Source organism: Paenibacillus sp. J22FR5 (assembly GCF_059691975.1).
Map to the genome: position 1 here is coordinate 1 of NZ_JCAUAN010000001.1, position 19,100 is coordinate 19,100.

21 protein-coding genes and 3 pseudogenes are annotated in these 19,100 nt (G+C 42.5%); 19 read left to right on the forward strand and 5 right to left on the reverse strand.

What is annotated here, in order from left to right:
• The first annotated feature begins 327 nt into the window (after positions 1 to 327).
• From AC58P7_RS00005 to AC58P7_RS00025, 5 genes are all read left to right on the forward strand, one after another.
• Positions 328 to 687 carry a MarR family winged helix-turn-helix transcriptional regulator gene (locus AC58P7_RS00005; RefSeq protein ID WP_497339329.1) on the forward strand — a complete coding sequence of 120 codons (360 nt, stop codon included), beginning with the start codon at positions 328 to 330 and terminating at the stop codon, positions 685 to 687.
• A gap of 331 nt (positions 688 to 1,018) precedes the next feature.
• Positions 1,019 to 1,300: an alpha/beta fold hydrolase gene (locus AC58P7_RS00010; RefSeq protein WP_497339330.1), complete on the forward strand. Its 282-nt coding sequence runs from the start codon at positions 1,019 to 1,021 to the stop codon at positions 1,298 to 1,300.
• 12 nt (positions 1,301 to 1,312) lie between these two features.
• A complete protein-coding gene (locus AC58P7_RS00015; protein ID WP_497339331.1) occupies positions 1,313 to 2,470 on the forward strand; it encodes an MFS transporter in 1,158 nt (385 codons plus the stop codon).
• A gap of 145 nt (positions 2,471 to 2,615) precedes the next feature.
• Entirely contained in the window at positions 2,616 to 2,741 is a 126-nt protein-coding gene (locus tag AC58P7_RS00020) for a hypothetical protein (RefSeq protein ID WP_497339332.1), read from the forward strand.
• A gap of 76 nt (positions 2,742 to 2,817) precedes the next feature.
• Positions 2,818 to 2,952, forward strand: coding sequence for a hypothetical protein (locus AC58P7_RS00025; protein ID WP_497339333.1), 135 nt, complete (start codon positions 2,818 to 2,820; stop codon positions 2,950 to 2,952).
• Between the two features lie 273 nt (positions 2,953 to 3,225).
• Here the strand turns inward: AC58P7_RS00025 and AC58P7_RS00030 are convergent, their stop codons facing one another.
• Positions 3,226 to 3,438: a hypothetical protein gene (locus AC58P7_RS00030; protein WP_497339334.1), complete on the reverse strand. Its 213-nt coding sequence runs from the start codon at positions 3,436 to 3,438 to the stop codon at positions 3,226 to 3,228.
• Positions 3,439 to 3,493: 55 nt separating this feature from the next.
• Here AC58P7_RS00030 and AC58P7_RS00035 point away from each other — a divergent pair, with 55 nt between their 5' ends.
• The 3 genes from AC58P7_RS00035 to AC58P7_RS00045 all read left to right on the forward strand — a co-directional run bounded on the left by AC58P7_RS00035 (position 3,494) and on the right by AC58P7_RS00045 (position 4,365).
• Positions 3,494 to 3,904, forward strand: a complete 411-nt coding sequence (locus AC58P7_RS00035) for a YjgB family protein (RefSeq protein ID WP_497339335.1) — start codon at positions 3,494 to 3,496, stop codon at positions 3,902 to 3,904.
• 108 nt (positions 3,905 to 4,012) lie between these two features.
• Positions 4,013 to 4,264: a hypothetical protein gene (locus AC58P7_RS00040; protein ID WP_497339336.1), complete on the forward strand. Its 252-nt coding sequence runs from the start codon at positions 4,013 to 4,015 to the stop codon at positions 4,262 to 4,264.
• Positions 4,231 to 4,365: a hypothetical protein gene (locus AC58P7_RS00045; protein ID WP_497339930.1), complete on the forward strand. Its 135-nt coding sequence runs from the start codon at positions 4,231 to 4,233 to the stop codon at positions 4,363 to 4,365. Before AC58P7_RS00040 ends, AC58P7_RS00045 begins: the two co-directional genes overlap by 34 nt.
• A gap of 250 nt (positions 4,366 to 4,615) precedes the next feature.
• Here AC58P7_RS00045 and AC58P7_RS00050 read toward each other — a convergent pair whose 3' ends face one another.
• From AC58P7_RS00050 to AC58P7_RS00065, 4 genes are all read right to left on the reverse strand, one after another.
• Positions 4,616 to 5,440: a M15 family metallopeptidase gene (locus tag AC58P7_RS00050; RefSeq protein WP_497339337.1), complete on the reverse strand. Its 825-nt coding sequence runs from the start codon at positions 5,438 to 5,440 to the stop codon at positions 4,616 to 4,618.
• A gap of 397 nt (positions 5,441 to 5,837) precedes the next feature.
• Entirely contained in the window at positions 5,838 to 6,911 is a 1,074-nt protein-coding gene (locus tag AC58P7_RS00055; protein WP_497339338.1) for a GerAB/ArcD/ProY family transporter, read from the reverse strand.
• 16 nt (positions 6,912 to 6,927) lie between these two features.
• Positions 6,928 to 7,995, reverse strand: a complete 1,068-nt coding sequence (locus AC58P7_RS00060; RefSeq protein ID WP_497339339.1) for a Ger(x)C family spore germination protein — start codon at positions 7,993 to 7,995, stop codon at positions 6,928 to 6,930.
• Between the two features lie 26 nt (positions 7,996 to 8,021).
• Positions 8,022 to 9,509 (reverse strand): spore germination protein, encoded by a 1,488-nt coding sequence (locus AC58P7_RS00065; protein ID WP_497339931.1) that lies wholly within the window; start codon positions 9,507 to 9,509, stop codon positions 8,022 to 8,024.
• Between the two features lie 161 nt (positions 9,510 to 9,670).
• On the opposite strand from AC58P7_RS00065, the pseudogene AC58P7_RS00070 reads away from it, so the two are divergent.
• From AC58P7_RS00070 to AC58P7_RS00120, 11 genes and pseudogenes are all read left to right on the forward strand, one after another.
• Positions 9,671 to 9,835 (forward strand): annotated as a pseudogene (locus AC58P7_RS00070) (TetR family transcriptional regulator); the annotation flags it as partial.
• A gap of 273 nt (positions 9,836 to 10,108) precedes the next feature.
• Positions 10,109 to 10,507 (forward strand): VOC family protein, encoded by a 399-nt coding sequence (locus AC58P7_RS00075; RefSeq protein ID WP_497339340.1) that lies wholly within the window; start codon positions 10,109 to 10,111, stop codon positions 10,505 to 10,507.
• Between the two features lie 161 nt (positions 10,508 to 10,668).
• Complete coding sequence (locus AC58P7_RS00080) at positions 10,669 to 11,772, forward strand: helix-turn-helix domain-containing protein (RefSeq protein ID WP_497339341.1); 1,104 nt, start codon at positions 10,669 to 10,671, stop codon at positions 11,770 to 11,772.
• Positions 11,773 to 12,013: 241 nt separating this feature from the next.
• Positions 12,014 to 12,964: a VOC family protein gene (locus AC58P7_RS00085; RefSeq protein WP_497339342.1), complete on the forward strand. Its 951-nt coding sequence runs from the start codon at positions 12,014 to 12,016 to the stop codon at positions 12,962 to 12,964.
• Positions 12,965 to 13,076: 112 nt separating this feature from the next.
• Entirely contained in the window at positions 13,077 to 13,574 is a 498-nt protein-coding gene (locus AC58P7_RS00090) for a hypothetical protein (protein ID WP_497339343.1), read from the forward strand.
• Between the two features lie 160 nt (positions 13,575 to 13,734).
• A complete protein-coding gene (locus AC58P7_RS00095; protein ID WP_497339344.1) occupies positions 13,735 to 14,313 on the forward strand; it encodes a VOC family protein in 579 nt (192 codons plus the stop codon).
• Positions 14,314 to 14,587: 274 nt separating this feature from the next.
• Positions 14,588 to 15,352, forward strand: coding sequence for a DeoR/GlpR family DNA-binding transcription regulator (locus AC58P7_RS00100; RefSeq protein WP_497339345.1), 765 nt, complete (start codon positions 14,588 to 14,590; stop codon positions 15,350 to 15,352).
• 120 nt (positions 15,353 to 15,472) lie between these two features.
• Entirely contained in the window at positions 15,473 to 17,215 is a 1,743-nt protein-coding gene (locus AC58P7_RS00105; RefSeq protein ID WP_497339346.1) for a class I mannose-6-phosphate isomerase, read from the forward strand.
• A gap of 28 nt (positions 17,216 to 17,243) precedes the next feature.
• On the forward strand, positions 17,244 to 18,179 hold the full coding sequence (locus AC58P7_RS00110) for an ROK family protein (protein ID WP_497339347.1): 936 nt from the start codon (positions 17,244 to 17,246) through the stop codon (positions 18,177 to 18,179).
• Positions 18,180 to 18,251: 72 nt separating this feature from the next.
• A pseudogene (locus tag AC58P7_RS00115) lies at positions 18,252 to 18,332 on the forward strand (sugar diacid recognition domain-containing protein); the annotation flags it as partial.
• Positions 18,333 to 18,345: 13 nt separating this feature from the next.
• Positions 18,346 to 18,727 (forward strand): annotated as a pseudogene (locus tag AC58P7_RS00120) (sigma factor-like helix-turn-helix DNA-binding protein); the annotation flags it as partial.
• Between the last annotated feature and the right edge of the window lie 373 nt (positions 18,728 to 19,100).

Consider the following 19,100-nt stretch of genomic DNA (forward strand, 5'->3'; position numbering starts at 1 on the left):
GAAGACGATCTTTAACGAGCAAAGTAGACAACCCCTTTGGTGAAAATTAACCACATAATTAACTTCGCTAAAGGTGCAGGAAAATCCTGTTATATGATCTTGCCGTCGTAGTTTTTTTTTTTGTGATGATAGTAAAGAAAGAGATAATAAAATCCCCACTTGCATTTACGGGTATATGAGACTAATATAGTTTTATCAACACCGAAACCTTAAGGTGAAAATGATGAGGGGGAGAAAATAGCCATAGATATCAACATCCCAGCAATATGCAATTGTACGAAGTTAAGACGAGCTCAACGCCACATTACACGACTGTATGATACCTGCTTGGCAGAATCGGGGGCAGGGCTTAAAGCAACTCAATTCTCCATACTGGGGTTTCTTAAGAATGAAGGGCCAAAGGCTATGATGGAGCTCGCTCATCTGATGACTATGGATCGCGCTACGATTGGACACAATCTCCGGCCGCTTGAGCGGGATGGTTTAGTGCAGATTAAGGTGAGTGAGTCGGATCGGCGTGCACGTATCGTTTCTATAACCGATGAAGGTCTTCACCGGCTTGAAATCGGAAGACCTGGATGGGCTAAGGCTCAAGATGAATTCGAAAAGCAGTTCGGCACTGAACATGCAAAGTCAATGAGGAATATGATGGATGACATCATTAGCCTTTCTTTTTCTAACGATTGAACAATTGATGAATATCGACGGTTATATACATCGTCGATTACTCCCAACCAATACGGGCATATAAGACTAATTTTATTTTATGTTTGTTCCTTTATTGAAGGACATACTAATTCAAACAGTAACCAAGAAGGATGGGGGATATTCATGTCTGTATTTAATTTCCTTGGGTTTGGCCCTTCTGACAAACCAACAGGTACCGGTAGGACAGGACTCCTCTGGTCATGCGACTACAAATTTAAAGGCTCTTACGCAAGCTATTCTACGCAGCCCAGAACAATTCGCTTGGGTGCTTAATTTCCAGAGGAGCAAATTATAGGAGCATCTGACGGTAGTGCAAAAGGAATACTATTCTAAGTTCCTTGGTTCGATCATCGATGCCAACTTCCGCCAACAACCAAACTTCGGTCCTGAATTTGCGCAAATGACCGCGCAACACCTCGATGTACTCGTCAATTTGATCTTGGGTGAAACCGATCCGTATCTCAACTATAGTATCGCGAGACATCTCGCGACGCTTCTGAAAAAACCTCACCTGCTTGTGCTGCCGGCAGGTCACTGGCTGCAAGTGGATATTCCGATTCAAGTCGCGGCGATTATGTTAGGAAATGAGTAAAGGAGATTTTGTATGCGGAAAATGCTTTTAGTTGTGCTTATGATGTCTTGCGGGGCGACGTACATTTCTTCGCTGTTCCCTGTTTATGGGGAGTATTACAAGCTCAGCAGTCTGGAAATTACGATATTGTTTGCGGTGTATGCCGTATTTCTGCTGCCGACCTTGCTGATTGTTGGAGTCAGAGGGAGTTACTGGGGCTTAAAGAAGGTCCTTCGGTACAGTATCTGGATTTCCATTGCGTCCACACTGCTTTTTATTATCAGTACTAACGTTTGGATGCTTTATGTATCAAGAATTTTGGAAGGTATTGCGTACGGGGCATTCACTGGTGTCGCAAGTGCTTTTCTACTTAAGCAAACTGCCCAAGATAAAGTGGGAACGGCACTAAAGCTTTCCGGGGTAACTGTTAACATTGGTTTTGGCTTAGGGCCAGCTATTTCAGGTTTAATTATACAATACCTGCATATACAGCCGCTTCGTTTACCGTTTTGGATCTTGCTTGGCATGTTATTGATTTCATTGGTTGTATTGGAATTGCTGCCAAAACATGAAGATCAGCATGCACAAAAGCATAAGATTTCACTTGGCATTCCAAACAATATAAAGTCTCCATTCTGGTCGTTTATAGGCCTGCCGATCTTCACCGTGTTTACGTTAGGCGGCGTTGTATTTTCGCTTATTCCATCTTTCGTGAAAAATGTCCTTCATTCCAGCAATCTTTCAATATCAGGACTGTTGATATTGCTGCTTCTAGGCGGAGGGGCGCTGCTGCAGTTTCTCCCATGGCCTCATCATCCCGTTACGCGGATGCGCATAAGCATCATCGCACTTACGGTAGGGTCATGGCTCATCGTTATTTCCGGAGAAACAGCGAGTTTGTTTTTACTCTGGGCAGGCATTTTTATTCAAGGCCTTGGAGCAGGATGGACGTTTCAAGCCGCGTTGACGTTTGCCGGTCAGTTGCCGAAGCCGGAAGAACGACCGCGTGTCATCTCAGCATTTTATTTGTGCGCATACGCCGGATTTATTGTTCCTCCGGTTGCGGTAGGCTTGTTGACACAATATTATAATTTAAATGTGTCACTGGTCATTATTAATTTTTTTGCCGCAATGATTGTGATCTATATGTTGATTTATTCCGTTTCGTTCCAGCGCTTTTATTGGAAATGAACTTAAAGGAGCTAATAAACATGAGAAAAGAATTTGTATTTCATCTATACAACGTAGAGCATGATAATTTCATGATGAAACTGCTTGCCAAATGCCCCTAGGGAAAACGCAAAGTAATTCCTGAAGGATATAACACCAGTCTATTTTGGGGCATGTGCTGCGGATCACGGAGTTCCATGTGTTAGGTCTGTCGCAGCAATCGATGTCATTTCCAGAAAACTATAAGGACTTGTTCCACTACGGGACAGACGCAAAGGGCTGGACGGATTAGCAGCTGGCTCAGCTACCAGCCTGGGATTTCATGATCGAACAGCTGAAGGAACAAAGAGAGTATATCTACAAATACGATGAAGGACCGTTTGAAAGAAGCAGTACCTGAGAACTTCAAGAAAGCCGAGAACTTTGGAGAACTGATCCTAACGATAGCAGCGCATCTGCCCAATCATAACGGTGTTGTAGCGGCTATGCTGCAAGTGCTTTAACAAGCATACAGTCTCTTCGAGATACCAGCACATTACTGTGGGTCATTTTATTGTTCATTGCAGTAGCAATAACACGGCGAGTTCATGGGTTACCTTGACTATGGAATTAACGACAGCAATGACAGTTAGGAATAGAAATATAATTGTGACAACTGTTGTGAGTTGCACTATTGTTAAGTTTATCCATGCTATGATTTTGCAACAATACTTATCTTTTAATCGTCTGAATTTTGTGAGTACTCAAACATATAGGAGAGTAGGAGAGAAGGCATATTATGAAAAGCTATAGTAAAAAGCAACGGTATTTCCAATGTTAATTGCGAGTATGCTTATGTTCACAGCATGTGCATCATCTGAAAAACCAGCAGCGAGCGCAGCTCCTCCAATAGCTAGCACTACGCCTAGTCCAGTAGTTGAACCTTCATCAACGCCTTCAGTTGCACCTAGTGCAACTCCGACTTCTACATTAACGCCTAGTGGCAACATCAATGTAAAACCAGTATCATCAGAAACAACGTCCGTTACTAAGCAAATTAAAGATATGCTTGAACTAGCGAAGTTAGGTAAGGTGGCTGGCATTGAGTTTGCTGCAGAAACAAGATTCTTCGAAGATGTGGAGAAAGCATGGGGGACTGCGGATCATAAAGAAGCGGTGGGAAGCGGAATATATGCGACCTACACCAAGAAAAATGCAGTCATTGGCTTCAATAAGGGAGATCAAATCATTGATATTCGTTCCAGCGATCCAAAGCTACAAACACTAACATTGAAGCAAATAGAACAAGCGCTAGGAAAGCCAGTGGATACGAAGGTAAACGGGGATGACATGATTTATATTTATAAAGCATCCGATGTGTTTCAACTTAAATTTATTATTCCCAAATCAAGCGGAAAAGTATATCACATTTCTGTTTTTGATACCAAGCACTCAGTCAATAACATGGCTGGCTAAATAAAAAAAATAATTGGGTTCACCCCTTTGATTTTTGGAAATAAGACCATCAGTACTCAAGTGTGTAATGGGTTCCAAAGAAAAGAGGAAATCTTTACGCGTGTAGCTATGAGAATTTTTAATCAAAATCCAAGCGATGAAATGAAGCATTTCGTGATTACATCGTCGGATCAATATGTGAGCGGGCTTACAATTAAGAGCGCAGCAGCGCCCCACCTCATAGACAGGTTGATCGAAGGAATGTGGTGGGAGCGTAGACTCTGCGAGGCGAAATCAAAAACGTACTGGGTGCGCCTAGCGAGACTAATCATGTCAACAATCAAGACATTCTTGATTACCAATCCGGCTCATACCAGCTGAAGTTCGTTGTTAATCCCGGAAATGAAAAAACCGACCCTCAAGTAGTAGACCACATCAATGTCTACTCACCGAAGGCAGCTCATATCGGGGGCGTTAAGTAAGAAATCTCATAGGCTGTTCCCCGAGTGTGTGGAAACCGCCTTTTTTTCTACGGCTGACCTATTAATGTACAATACCGTTCCTCGATATCTTTAGGTATTTAATTGAAATTCTTCTGAACTTGCGGCGTTTTGTTGTTCCTGTTAATCGTTCTTCCGACTGCTTCCGTTCAGACCGGAACAATGATATGAAAAGCGATATTCACCTTTTAAAAAGGTGGTAACTGTTGTACCCATTCGTAGAGAGGTTAATTTATTTATTGACTGGCAACGTTTTTCCAAGGTACTCTTCTAGTGTGGCGCCCTGCTTTGAAATTTCTTTTGCCATGTCTATCCCGACATATCGGATATGCCAAGGTTCATATTGATATCCCGTAATTGCCTCTTTGCCTTTCGGATATCGGATAATAAAGCCCCAATCCGCTGCCTGATTTTTGAGCCATTTTGCTTCCTGCGTCGCTGCAAAGCAATCGGCTGTCGCACACTTGCCTTCGTCGCCAGATACATCGATGGCAAGTCCTGTTTGATGCTCACTTTGGCCGGGCTTAGCACTATATTTGTTTGCTGCCTCTTCACCGTCCTTTTCCACATAAGAGTTAAATAGATACTTTTGAGTTTCTAATGAACGGTAAGCAGACACTCCTGCAAGCGGTAAACCATCTGCATTGGCAGCTTTGAAAAGTTTTTCAAGTGCCTCTGCAGCTTCTTTGCGCATGTATCTTTTTTCCGAGTGCTCGGGGAATATAAAGTCTACGTTGGGTTCAACTAGATCCTTGGGTACGTATGGATTTGGTAATGAAAATGATTTATTAACTAACACGGCAATACTTGTTGGATTAGCTACTACTTGAACCGCCCGCGGCTTTGGTTTTGGCTTAGGCTCAGGCGTTGGCGGTGGTTTTGGCGAAGGAGTCGGTGTTGGCGTCGGGCTGGGCTCGGGCGTGGGTGCCGGTGTTACTATTGGGCTTGGCTCAGGAGGAGCTGCTTTATCAATACCTCTGGTGCGACAACCGGAAACAACAATCATAGTGATGATTATCATCACTGTGATTACTTTCGTTTGATTAGATGTTTTCATTACTTATACACTCCGTATGTTTGATAGCTATTTGAGAATAAACGATGAATAGCCTATTTTACAATGCATGTCCTCACTGTATAATTTTTCCCAATGAACAACAAAAAAAACCAGTTACGTGATTCGAGGCCGCTGAAAAAATCGCGTTTTTTCCGTGAAGCGTCGATTATTAAGTTTAATGTTAAAGCAATACAACGAAAAGACCGTTTAAAGCATCTCACAGGCTAAAAACGGTCTTTTTCATATTAGGTGTCATGTAAGGTACTGATCTAGGTCCGAAGCCTCGCCAAACTAATGTTGATTTGATAGTGGTCTCGAATGCGGTCACCTACATTCCTACCCAATATGAAACTGAGCTGGAACCGACTGCTTAGCAAATAAAGAAAGAGAAGTAGAATTAAACTGTACTCAACTTAGCTTTTCTTTTATTACGGATTAAGTAAAGAATAAAAAGTAATGGAATGTAGGTGAACACAAAATAAATTCCAATATTAATAGTGAAGTTTCCTAGCGCATCAATCTTCAATTTTTCGTTGAATTGAACAACAACTATGAAGAAAATCGTTAATATCAAAATTAAGGATATTCGGGGTTTGAGATGCGTGACTCTCTTCAAAATTCTCGTACAGCTCCAGATTGAAATGCAAAGTGACGAAATAAACATGATAAGCCAACAAAATATAAATATAAATTCGATTCTTTCTATGAAGTCAAACTGAATAATTTTGGTTATGCCTAAAAGGGGATAGAGCGTGTTTTTTAGCAGGCCCTGACTGTAATACAGCAGGTTGGAAATGGTTATTACAACGAATTGAAGAGTATTAATAAATATGCCTAAATGGGCCCATTTCGCTTGCTTTTCAACAGATTTAATAAAAGGAAAGTAAACGAGAAGCGCTTCGAAACCAATAAATATACCGTAAGAAGCTTTAGAAGCCTTGAGCAGTTCAGGAACGGAATGATTCCATACTGGCATTAAATAATTGAGGTTTCCAAATTTAATCGGGAAATAAATCAGGGGGAACAATAGGAAGGCAGTTACCGTAGAGAACAAAGCAAGTCCGGTTAAAACCCTGAATCCTCCGGAAACAAGATAATAAATCAAACAAATGAATAAGGCGGCCAATTCCCAAGTTCTTATGGTCGGAAATACCCATACCTGTACAATGTCAATATAAGTTAGGAAGACATATAAAGCTGAGATGAAGTAATATCCGATCATAAGTAACGAAAAGGCATTGCCCAAGATTCGCCCGAAAATCATTTGGTGCAAGTCAATGATGTCCTTAGCGGGATTACCCAGCATCTTATACATCATCCAGATAATTAAATGAAGGCTTAAACCCATGATGAACACGGAGATCCAGGCATCTTGACCCGAGTATTTAAACATTATATTTGGAGAACCTAAACCTCCAATACCAGACTGGGTAGCAAAGATCAAGAAAAACACGAAAAATCCTGAAATCAAGTAATTCTCCTTCACGCTATTCTGCACCAATGCCAACTCCCGAGTGAGAAATATTAATCTCTGAATTCACTTCAAATTTGATACTAGGGTACGTTTTATTTTTAAATTCCTGCTCGTTCCAATTTTTATTATTACTTCTGTAAATCTCACCAAAACCAACCGGGTCCACAGCATTCATTTGGAATTTTTTTAACATGTCACTAATTTCGCTTGTAAAATGTTGTTCGATGTCATGTTTAAGTTCAAGTAAATCGCTTTTACTGACAGAGCTTTTTGTTTTTGGAAGTTCTCTAAGTTGTATATGTAGTTTCAAGGAAATGACTACAGAGTCATTCTGCTCATGCGTTATGTTTTTTTTTCCATGCAATATCTTAAAATAAATTGGTTCATTTTCTCTCCCCATAAATTCGTAGGCGCCGGTCATCGTTTTCGTTTTATCTTTGAGGAGTTTCAGCATGAGGGATTCTTTATCGTTCAGTAAAAGACGTAATTTGTCTTCTTTAAATACACCAACCCCATCCAAGCGAATTAAGCCATTTTCGTTTTGATCCAGTATAGGTAAATACACATCTTGACCTTCTCCATAATATTGATCAAGCACCAAATGCACATTTGAAAAAGGAGTATTCCCATTTTTCATGTTATGATTGATTTGATCCGATAGATCGAATGGGGGATTTTTTAAGGTTTCAGACATAATTGTGCTTACCTCTTGTTTGCTTATAAGGATAGTAGCGTTATTACTCATAACTGGATCTCGAAGAAGACTGCTGGCTAGATCTTGAATGCTTTTTCTTGCAAACTTTTCACCAATAACGATTGTCCTTACTTGTCCGGACACGATGTGGTCATCCGATTGCTTATTATGAGGGATCCAAATTCCGGAAAATGTTTTCGCTTCTGCGGTCATCAATCGCAAACGTTCTTTCTTTTGATATGAAGCGTAAGAGCCGCTTGCCTTAAATGTATCTCCTTGGATGTCAAAACCGAGGCTCTGAATAATTTTAATCTGATCTATAATTTCTCGTTTTGCACACCCGGATAAAAGGAAGCAAACGAGAAGAATGCGTACATACATTTTCATTCATGCTAGTTCCTTTCCGGTGATGTTTATTCATTATTGTAATCGTCACCGATGTCTTTATGCTTTCGGACGGTATATCTTCTAGCTAAGAGTGGACGTAAGAAACCAGGTCGATTCCAAGTCACGCTATAGGGAAGGCGTAAGAATTCTTTAAACCCTTTGGATCGAAAAGGGAATACCGGAACAAGGTAAGGGGCACCGAAAGATTTCAAACGCAGCAGATGACCCAATAGGAACATTATTCCAATCATTATCCCCAAACCGCCCCATGCGGCTGACAAGAAGATCATAGGAAACCTGAGGAAGCGTATCGTGTTGGCCATTTTGAAAATCGGCGTTGTGAAAGACGCTAGCGCGGAAAGCGAAACAATAATAATTAAGTTATTGCTCGTTAAGCCGGCTTGAACTGCTGCTTGTCCTAGAACGACACCACCCACGATCCCTAGCGTTTGACCTACTTTTATGGGAAGCCTGGCTCCAGCCTCGCGTAACAGCTCAACTGTTATCTCCATAAAGAGTACTTCCAAAAATGGAGGGAAGGGCACGTTTATTCTTGATTCGATAATTGGACCTAACAGCGCTCTTGGAACGACGGAATAATGAAAGGTCATGACGGAAACGTATAGGGGCGATGCAAAGATGGAAAATATAACCCCCACATAACGAATGAGTCTAAAAAATGACCCCAGGACCCATGGCAAATAAAAGTCTTCCGGCGAGTAAAAAAAATCAAAAATGGTGGTGGGACCTGATATGACATAAGGGGAACCACTGCTTAAAACAGCAACATGCCCATTAATAAGGTTAAACTTCATTCGATCCACCCGTTCGGTCGACATAAATAAAGGGAACGGCGTATTGGAGTTGTCGGACATAATTTGGTCGAGTGTAGAGGTATCAAAGATCACGTCAAAGTCCAAATCCATGAGTCTTTGTCTTACTGTATTTAGATGCTGAGGATTAACAATTCCATCCATATAGGCGATGACGACTCTTGCTTTGGAAATAGAACCTTTGATTTGTTCCTCAAAAACCAGCTTATCTGAGATAATTTCTTTTCGCAGTAAATTCAAATTGGTATCGAGATCTTCGACGAATGCCACTTTCGGGCCGATTACGCTATATTCGTTTTCGGATAAGTTATTTTTGCGATAGCCCTTTTCTATATCGGCAATATTAATTAATAAGCCTTCATTTAGATTGGTATCCAATTGTATATAGATGAAACCATGAAGAAGATTGAGTGAAATTTCACTTAGGTTTGATGAAAATTTGATACCTTCAATGGGAATTACATTTTTTAGATCGTTCAAATCATGGATTTCTGGGTTTGAGTATTGGATAACGGTGAGTAGATCCCGATGCAGCATTTCGTGATTTACTATAGAATTGTAAAACGACAAATGTAGAAGCATATGTCGGATTGTCATATCGGATTGCATAAAATCATCCGACTTAGAAGCTTCATTTAAAGCTTCATATATATTTTCCAGTTTCGAATACCGCCCTTCTATAACTTTGTTCTTATGTTGTTAACTTTAATGGAAAATTATGCACTTCGATATAACATTTCATCGGTTCCGTTTCTCAGTAAATGATTAGAACGAATATAATATCGTTGAACAAAATAATCAGATTGGTCTTATATAAATATATTCAGAAAGGTGGAAAAGAAATGTCCAGATCCGGGGTATTTGATGAGGATGAGGTACTCTTGAAGGCGATGAGGTTATTCTGGGAACAAGGCTATGAGAAGATATCCATGTACGATCTAGTCGAGTGTAGGGGCATCCATCGCAGAAGCTTGTACGATACGTTCGGTGTTCTGATTTCAATTTTTGCCTTTGAGGCGCAAACTCATAGCTTAAAATGTTAGCGAGGCCGATGTGCCCTATGTATAACGCCAATCGTTATGCTCTAACGAGAAACGAGAGCTGAATAAGATAACGACAAGGCTACCGAAGGGAAATTCGGTAGCCTTCATTACGCTATTTGGCAGGTTAGTTCATGCTGGATTGAAACTTGTTATTCGTCCCAAATTAATAAACACAGACAAATATAGATGTGGTAATGTAGATTTAAATAGAATTTTACAATAAATGGAGGGAGTCAAATGGCTGTTGGTGTGAAAGACATTGTGATAGGCATTCCAGTTACGAAATCGGGGAATTTTGAAGAATACGAAAAGGCAATCGAGTGGTATGTTAATGTGCTAGGCTTTAATTTGATTTGGAAGATAGGGATTGCAAGCCTTAAGCTGGCAAACGGACAAGAAATCTTACTTTTCGGGGAAGAAGAGGACGAGAACAGCATTTGGTATACAGGTAACATTAAGCTGAATCCACATTATTCAATACAATTTACAACTGAAAACATCGAGCAGTTGCAATCTAATTTAATTCATAGTGGTGTCACAGTTGGAGAAATTACTCTCGGCGGCGGAGGAGACAAGGTTCTAATGTTTAATGACCCGTACGGAAATCGTTTCTGGGCAATTGAAGAGCAAAATTGATACGAGGATTTTGAGCTATCGGGACACTATAGTTCAACCATCAAGGCTGCCTATCGACTGGCAGTCTTTATTTTTTGATAATTTTGAACATAATGGGAACAAATTCCTCTGTTATAATGATAATCAAGAAGTCATAGAGACAGGTGAAAAGAATGAGCTATATGGAGTCAATACAAAGGGCAATTGACTATATCGAGGAACATTTGGACGAGGAGCTTGATCTCTCCAGTATCGCAGAGGAGGCTTATATTTCGGTCGCTCAATTGTATCGGGTGTTCTATGCACTTACCGGACATCCCGTCAAAGACTGCATACGCAAAAGAAGAATGAGCGTCGCCGCCAATCAACTGAGAAACTCGAAACGTACCGTGGAGGAGCTCGCGTGGGATAGCGGATTTGAGTCTTATCATTCATTTGCCAAGGTGTTCAAGAAGATCGTAGGGTTGACTCCGGCTGCTTATCGCAATGCCGAAATTTTCTTTAGCTTCGAATCGATCCGTTTATACGAGAAAATCGACTACAAGGAAGACAAGGAACAAACTGAACTTTTTCCCGATGTCAAAGTTATTCGGTTCATGCCCAACAAGATGTATGCGTATCTGCACATTTCCAAGCAAGAAGTAGGCATAGAAAATGAGGCCTTCCGGATTGTTTTCGAAAAACTCGTTGCAAGTAATTTTACAAGGTACAGCAAGGTACGGATTTTCGGTTACAATGTGGATCTTCCTGAAGAAAACGGCAAACCCCAATATGGTTACCGGATACTGATTACGAATGAAGAGGAATGTATTGTTGATGAAGCGTTTACTGAGGAGCAATTCATTGGTGGGTTGTATGCGGTAAGAAAGGTCACAGCGTTGTCCCCGCAGACCGTTCAGGAAGGGTGGGACCGACTATTGTCCGAATGGTTACCGAAAAGCACATTTGAGATCAGCACGCACCAATACGTCGAGGAGTTCAGCGCTTACAACGGTAAGGTAACGAGAATGAACTTATATCTTCCCGTGCAACGAAAGTTTCATAACGAACCGATTGAAGTCGTTGAGCTAACTGAGGCAATTGCCTTCTTCTGCCGAGGTTACGGGGCCGAGGCTCAAATGGTTGCCGAACAGCGATTGATCGATTTGTGCAAGAGAGGGTCTGACGGAAGCTGGCAGGCTGGTGAAGGAAATATTATATGTCATATCATTACGGTAATAAAGATTCTGAAGAATACTGGTGGGAAAACGGGATACTTACGGCTGAACCGGAAGCTTCGACGCTGAAGGGAATTGAGAAGAAGCATATTGGGTCTGGTTCATATGCTTGCTGTGTTTCCAAGACATACGGCTTGTTAACTGGCGTTCTAGATAAGATGCACCGTTGGATTACGACTAACAGCAACTATCGGCTGGATGAAGAGCGGCAATGGTTCGCGGAATATCACACATTTAAAGGAATGAACCTAGAGCGGGATTCTATCGTGAAAGTCTATATTCCTATCATATCAGGGGGAGAGTGCTCAGAATGAAAAACTCCAAAGAGAAGGTTAACGAAGAAAACTATCAACCTCAATTTGTCACACAGGCGTTCAAAGTGATTATGGGGCGAGCTGAAAAATCAATGGATCATGTAGAAGATCCGCTGTCCCGCCTATCGGATGGACTTGAGTCTGAAATCGATCTTATGACGCTGGTCCAGTTGCCTGCTACCAGACTGAAGCAGACAGTGAAGTTTTATGTCGAGGTGCTGGAGTTGACACTGTCATATCCGGAAAGGCCGATTGAAAGCAACACTTTCGTACAAACATTACCCAGGATGGGCCCGAGTCTTCATATCCTGGAAACCCCTGATTCGGAATTTCGACATCTACATGGAACGGTGAACGGAAAACTTGAAGAATATCTAGCTTTTTACGCTAAAAGTCTGGTTCATCTTCACGAACGGCTGTTGCAAGCGGGGGCAGAAATTGTAATTGAACCCACGGACGGTTACATGTCCTTCTTCGACCCTGAAGGCCATCTAATTGGGGCTTACGAGCGAACGGATTCCGGAATCAACGATCGGTTCGAATCCAATATCACCGGTTTCCATCATGTCCAGATGTACGTCGCAGATCAGGTGAGAACGGCGGCATTTTTCGAGCGTTCGCTGGGGTTTGAAAGAGTCATATCAGATGAGGATGCGATCTATATGGCGGTGAACGGCGGCGAAGAGAATCAACCGATGATACGATTGGTACATACGAGGGATCAAGAGAGCCTGCAACCAATGCACTGGATCCTGGACGGTCGCCCGAAGCATGCATTAGAACTTCACTCGAAAAATATTGGGGTCCTGAAGGAACGAGTGTTGGAGAATGGAGGGGTAGTGAAGGAAGATTTGGAGTTTACCGGCTGCGGCGGCTATCTCAAGTTTTATACGCCTGATGGCCATTTCATCTGGGTTAATCAGGATCGAAGATACTGCGGTTACTAAGGGAGGAACAATAGATGGGGTACAACGCCAATTTCAAAAAAATGGATGACAATCTTTATCCTCCACGGGGGAATCCAGATAACTATAAGCCGAAACGGTTCCCGGTATCATCTTGGATGACAACAGAAACAACTCACCAGATACGCCGTATGACAGATTCATGTACAGAACCTCTGACATAGAGGAGTCGCACCGTTTCTTGGAAAATCAAGGTGTACGAACGGTATATCCAATAGAGCGGTCCCATCCGGGATTGGAATTTTTTGGGTTTATCGATCCTGACGGCAACTCGATAATGGTTACGCAATCTGATTATGTCTCAGAGGTTATAGAACGTTTAGATGACACGAATAGTCCAATCTTGAACCAAATCGCCGGAAACTTTTTAAATGTAACAGACATGAATCGGGCGATTCGATTTCACAGTGAAGTGCTGGGGCTTCCTTTCCATGAAGTCGGACCGGGGCCAGAGAATTCCATCTATGACTTGAAGAGCGGGACCGGCGTGCTGCTGGATGATAACCGTTATAGGCATGGGGATGATTACGAGACCCTATTTATGCTGCTTACACCTTTACGGTCAAAAATCCGGACAGCAATGTCATCATGATTTGCTCCGAAGTGGAGTGATGCTATAACGTTTTTGTGTAATGTTTAAAGGGTTGTCTATATGGCAGGAGAATGAAGAGAATACTGTGAAATCGAATGAAAACAGACACAGCCATGTGCACTAGATAGGTTAATAAATATTAAAAAGGGAGGTCTATTCTTTGGTTACAGATACCAAGATTGATCAAAATACCGATGGGTACAGACCTACGGTAGTACCTAAAGCTTTGAAAGTAGTTGAAGCCTTTAGAGAAGGCGAAATAATGTTCGGTGGTCGTACAGAAATCAATATAGATAACAATGCAATCGGAAAAGGACGGGATAAAATGAGTGAGCAAGCAGTAGTCAACCTCGAGGGAGCCTCGTTCGTCTTGTTAGTCAAGAATTTGGAACAAACGATTCGATTTTATTCCGAGATTGGCTTTAAACATGAAGTGTTTGGATCGAAAGTATTACATCACCATGTCTCGAGAGATAAATTGACTCTCATTCTGTTTGAAGTTAGAAATGATGATGAGGTCAAACCGATTAGTTCCATTTATTCGGAGCAATATTTTGATGTATATTGTTACACCAATGCAGTAGATTTGCTTGCTCAAGAAATAATCGAAAAAAACATAACCATCATTAGAGAGCCGCATTACACAAATCACTGGAGTGAGTTTACATTCCAAGATATAAACGGCTATCAAATCACTTTTGGTGGTGCTGTTGTAAATAAAGACCTGATTTCGGGTTAATAACTTTTTGGATGCTGTTGCATTATTTTTTGCTCAGGTTCATTCAATGGTCATTACACTAACGTAAGAACAAGAGTTGAATAAATGCACCACGAGGCAAAAGGTAGCCGACCTTCGCCTGGCCGCACTAAAGTAACGGCTGATTTGTATTATTAATGTCGGAGTTAGGAGAAACTTCCAACGGAACCTGTCGTAATTTTCATTTTACGAAAACCTCTTGATGTGTTATGTTATGTGATAATTGCATACAATTTATTCAATGAGGTGTTCGATCGTGTTACCTATCCAAAGAAGGCAAGTTATCAGCGAATATTTGGCTCGCCATGGAGGCGCTACGATTAAGGATTTTAGTATACAATTTGGCGTATCGGAGATGACGATTCGACGTGACTTTGAGCTTCTAGAGCAACAAGGGTTGGTCGAGCGGTCTCATGGTGGAGCGATATACGTAGATAAACTTATTGGAGAGCCCGCGCTGCCGGAGAAGCAATCGCGGAATCCTGATGTGAAGGAAAGGCTCGCAGCGTATGCCGCAGAGCGGTTTGTATCCGATGGGGATGTCCTTATTGTGGAGGGAGGGACGACGGTGTCCAGAATGGCCGCGTATCTCAAGCACAACCATTTGACACTGATGACCAACGGATTGGATGCCCTCCAACAGCTAAGGGGTGTGGCCGGAACACATACGGTCTTATGTTGTGGAGGTGTATTGCGAGAACCTTCAGGCACATTTGTGGGTCCAGTGGCAGAAGCTTTTTTCTCACAGTATCACGCGCGCACAGCGTTTCTGTCGTCACTTAGTTTTACAGTAGAGACTGGGTTCACAGATCCGAATATGATGGATACACAAGTTAAGAAAACCATGATCCAATCGGCGGCAAAAACGATCATGTTGCTGGATTCCTCCAAAATCGGCAGCCGATCGTTCGCTACGGTAGCTCAGTTAAATGAAGTGTCGGTACTGATTACCGATGCCGGAGTGAGTGAACAAGTACGTGAAGCATGTGAGTTAGCAGACGTAGAATTACATGTGGTCTAACAGGTTAAACATCGATCTCTTTGTAGCTAATCAGTTACAAGGAGATTTTTTTGTGGTCAGATATGTTAGTTTATGTTATCTTGTGTTATATAATGATAAATCATATGGAGGTAACCACTCATGACGAGTACATATAACAAGAAACCATCGATTCGAATTCAAGGGCACGAGCAAGAGGCGCGACGAGGTTACACGGATATTGGTGAGGTTCTGAATGCTCGTTTGCACAAAAAGCAGAATGAAGTTCTTGTTATTGAATGTTATCCAGGTGTTCGAAAGCAAGAGATTCTAGAAGGGCTTCAACCATACTTTCAGCCCTCCGTCGTAATCGACGTGGAAGCAGCCGCTATGGACATAGCTGAGATGGAAAGTATGTTGGAACGTTATCTAACGGATGACCGGGTATTCGGATACATGTCTCCTTTTCATATCGAAGATTTGTATGACCCATTGAAATTGGCAAAACTTAAAGAGCAAGTGGATGCGGTGTCAGAAGGGACTGTCATCCTGATTGGTTTCGGTGCCTCACTTGTATTCAAAGGCGATTTACTTGTATATGCAGATATTACACGTTGGGAAATTCAGCTTCGCTACCGTTCGAAGGAATTTGGTAATTGGCTTGCTCATAACGAAAATGAAGATATGCTGCGTAAATACAAGCGGGGATACTTCTACGAATGGCGCATGGCGGATCGATTGAAGCGGTCGCTGTTTCAAGAAATTGACTTTTATCTCGACACGAACGTGAAAGACGATCCGAAACTTATTTCATGGGAAACCTTGCTGGATGGCATGGAGCAAACAGCTCGTAGACCTTTCAGACTTGTCCCTTATTTTGATCCAGGTGTTTGGGGCGGCACTTGGCTTGAGGAAAAAATGTCTTTGGAACCCAAAGAGCATCCGTATGCGTGGGGCTTCGATGGCGTGCCAGAAGAAAACAGCTTGTGTCTGGACTTCGGTTCGATTCAATTGGATGTGCCAGCGATTAATCTCGTATTCTTACAACCAAAGTCGCTGCTTGGGGAGCGGGTTTATGCCAGATTCGGCGCGGAGTTTCCGATCCGCTTCGACTTTCTCGATACGGTTGGTGGTCAACATTTGAGCTTACAAGTGCACCCAACAACCGATTATATTCGCAATCAATTCGGAATGAACTATACACAGGATGAGAGCTATTATATTTTGGATGCTAAGCCTGGAGCTGAAGTATATTTGGGCCTCAAAGAAGATGTGGTGCCCGAGCAAATGATCGATGACTTACGGAAAGCGGAGCAAGGCGTGCCCTTCCCAGCCGAACAATACGTCAATATATTTCCAGCTGCGAAGCATGATCATTTCTTGATTCCTGCCGGTACGGTGCATTGCTCAGGTAGTGAGTGTATGGTGCTCGAAATTAGTGCGACGCCTTACATTTTCACGTTTAAACTGTGGGACTGGGATCGCGTAGGTCTAGATGGAAAGCCGCGTCCTGTTCATACTGAACATGGGGAGAAAGTTATTCAATGGGACCGTACGACAGCTTGGACCGAGAAAGAATTAGTGGGTAGAGTAGAACCGGTAGCTGAGGGTGAAGGCTGGCGAGAGGAGCGTACAGGTCTTCATGAGTTCGAATTTATTGAAACACGCCGCCACTGGTTCTCAGAGCCCGTGCTGCATGAAGGCAATGGCAGTGTACATGTACTAAATCTTGTTGAGGGCGATGAGGCTGTCGTGGAAAGTCCTGAAGGTTTGTTTGAACCTTTCATTATTCATTATGCGGAGACGTTTATTATACCAGCATCGGTTGGGCAATACGTCATTAAACCTGCTGGCCCAAGTATCGGTAAGACGGTAGCGACAATCAAGGCTTTTGTCAAAGGATGACATACAGGTTCAGATGGAGGGAAATAGTATGCAGGAAGGGATTTATTTAGTTTTCGATGTTGGCGGCACTTCCATTAAAGCAGGAGCAATTAATAGCTCGGGACGGATTATTGAACACACGATTTCGGAGTATCCGTCCAAAGCGAACGAGTCCGCTGTGAACATCTTTGATCATTTTGTACAAATGGCTGTAGACTTGTTGGACTTAGCAGATCCTGATGGCCAAGAACGGATTGCTGGGATAGGGTATGCTTTTCCCGGCCCGTTCGATTATGAGCAGGGGATCAGCTATATTCAAGGTTTGAATAAATTCGATGCTATATACGGCATGCGGGTTGGCGAGCAGCTGAAGAAGATGATGCTGTTGGACACGCGATTAAAGGATAGAATCATGCCCCATTTCTTGCTTTGTTTTGAGAATGATGCCTCACTTTTTGCGATTGGAGAAGCCCATTTCGGGCAAGCTGTAACCTTTCGGAAGGCCGTTTGTCTTACCCTTGGAACTGGAATTGGATCGGGGTTCGTGGAGTCAGGTAAGTTGATTACTCAACGAGAGGATGTTCCAGCCAACGGGTGGGTGTATGCAATCCCCTACCGTTCCAGTATCGCTGATGATTATATCTCGCGGCGCGGGTTGCTTGCGCTTGCATCAGAACAAGGAATTAACCTGGTTGGCCGGGATGTCAAGGAGTTAGCCGAATCCGCCTGTGCTGGAGAGGCTTCAACTCAGCGACTGTTCGACGCGTTTGGCGAGCGAATGGCAGAGGCATTAGCGACTGTGCTGAAGACTTTTAACCCTGACATTATAGTGCTAGGTGGTCAAATTTCCAAAAGTGCTGAGCTTTTTATCTCAAGCTTCCGTCGTCAATTCATTCATAGAGAAATACACGCCTCTGTGGTCGTTAGTCATGATACCTTACGGAGTACGCTCATGGGCATTTATCATCTGCTGCAAGAGCATTAGGAGCTGGTTCCAATGATCTCGAGTGAAAATCGCAATATATTGTGAAAGAGCTTTCCCAAATTAGTAACCGAAATATTCTTCATGAATGATGAAGGGATTATTATCGCGAGTACAAATCAATCTCGTATCGGTTTAGTGCATGAGGGAGCGCTGGTCGTTTTAAAAACAAGCTATTGAGTCTTTCTCCCCAAACAAAGGGACAAAGCTGGCGATTTTTGCAGCACGTATTGAAAATGAGATCCCTATGCATTTGCGTTCCTTGAAAAAAACGTGGAAAGATGTGTCCCTGCATGACCCGATCGGAGCGGTTAAAGAGGGGAAAGAGATTACATTGATCGACATCCTTGGCAGCGAAGCGGACGATGTCGTGGATGCGGTGCAGTTCAAGATTGAGAAGAGTAAGATTTATCGCAATCTGGAGATTTTGGATGATCGCAAGAAGGAAGTCGTGGTAGGCCGGTTTGGTTTAGAACTTGGTGGAGAAGAGAGAACGCAGAGAGATCGCGAAGGAGCTGGGGATCAACCGCTCGTATGTGTCGAGGATTTAGAATAGAGCGCTCATGAAGCTGTATCATTAGTTTTATAAGGCGAAGCGGTAGAAGATTTGAGGTTCAAATCGTTTGGTCAGGTTTAACTAATGAGAATGGAAATAAATATCCACTCTAAGATTAAAGTTAAAAAGAAGAAGCCAGCAAACCCTTGGGTAGGAGACCGTCTTAGGTTCGAAGCAGTGTAGGATGTCAGACGAGCTTCAGGGACTGCTAAAGTGGGGTTTCTGAGTCATAAGTCTGTCCGTAATGCACATTTAGAGGCAATTAGTTGAGATGTTCTTTATTGGAAGTATATAATTTTTACGTTGATTTAATGGATAAAAACAGAGCTCCGGTATATTGGTATTACTGAGCTCTGTTTTTTGCGTTT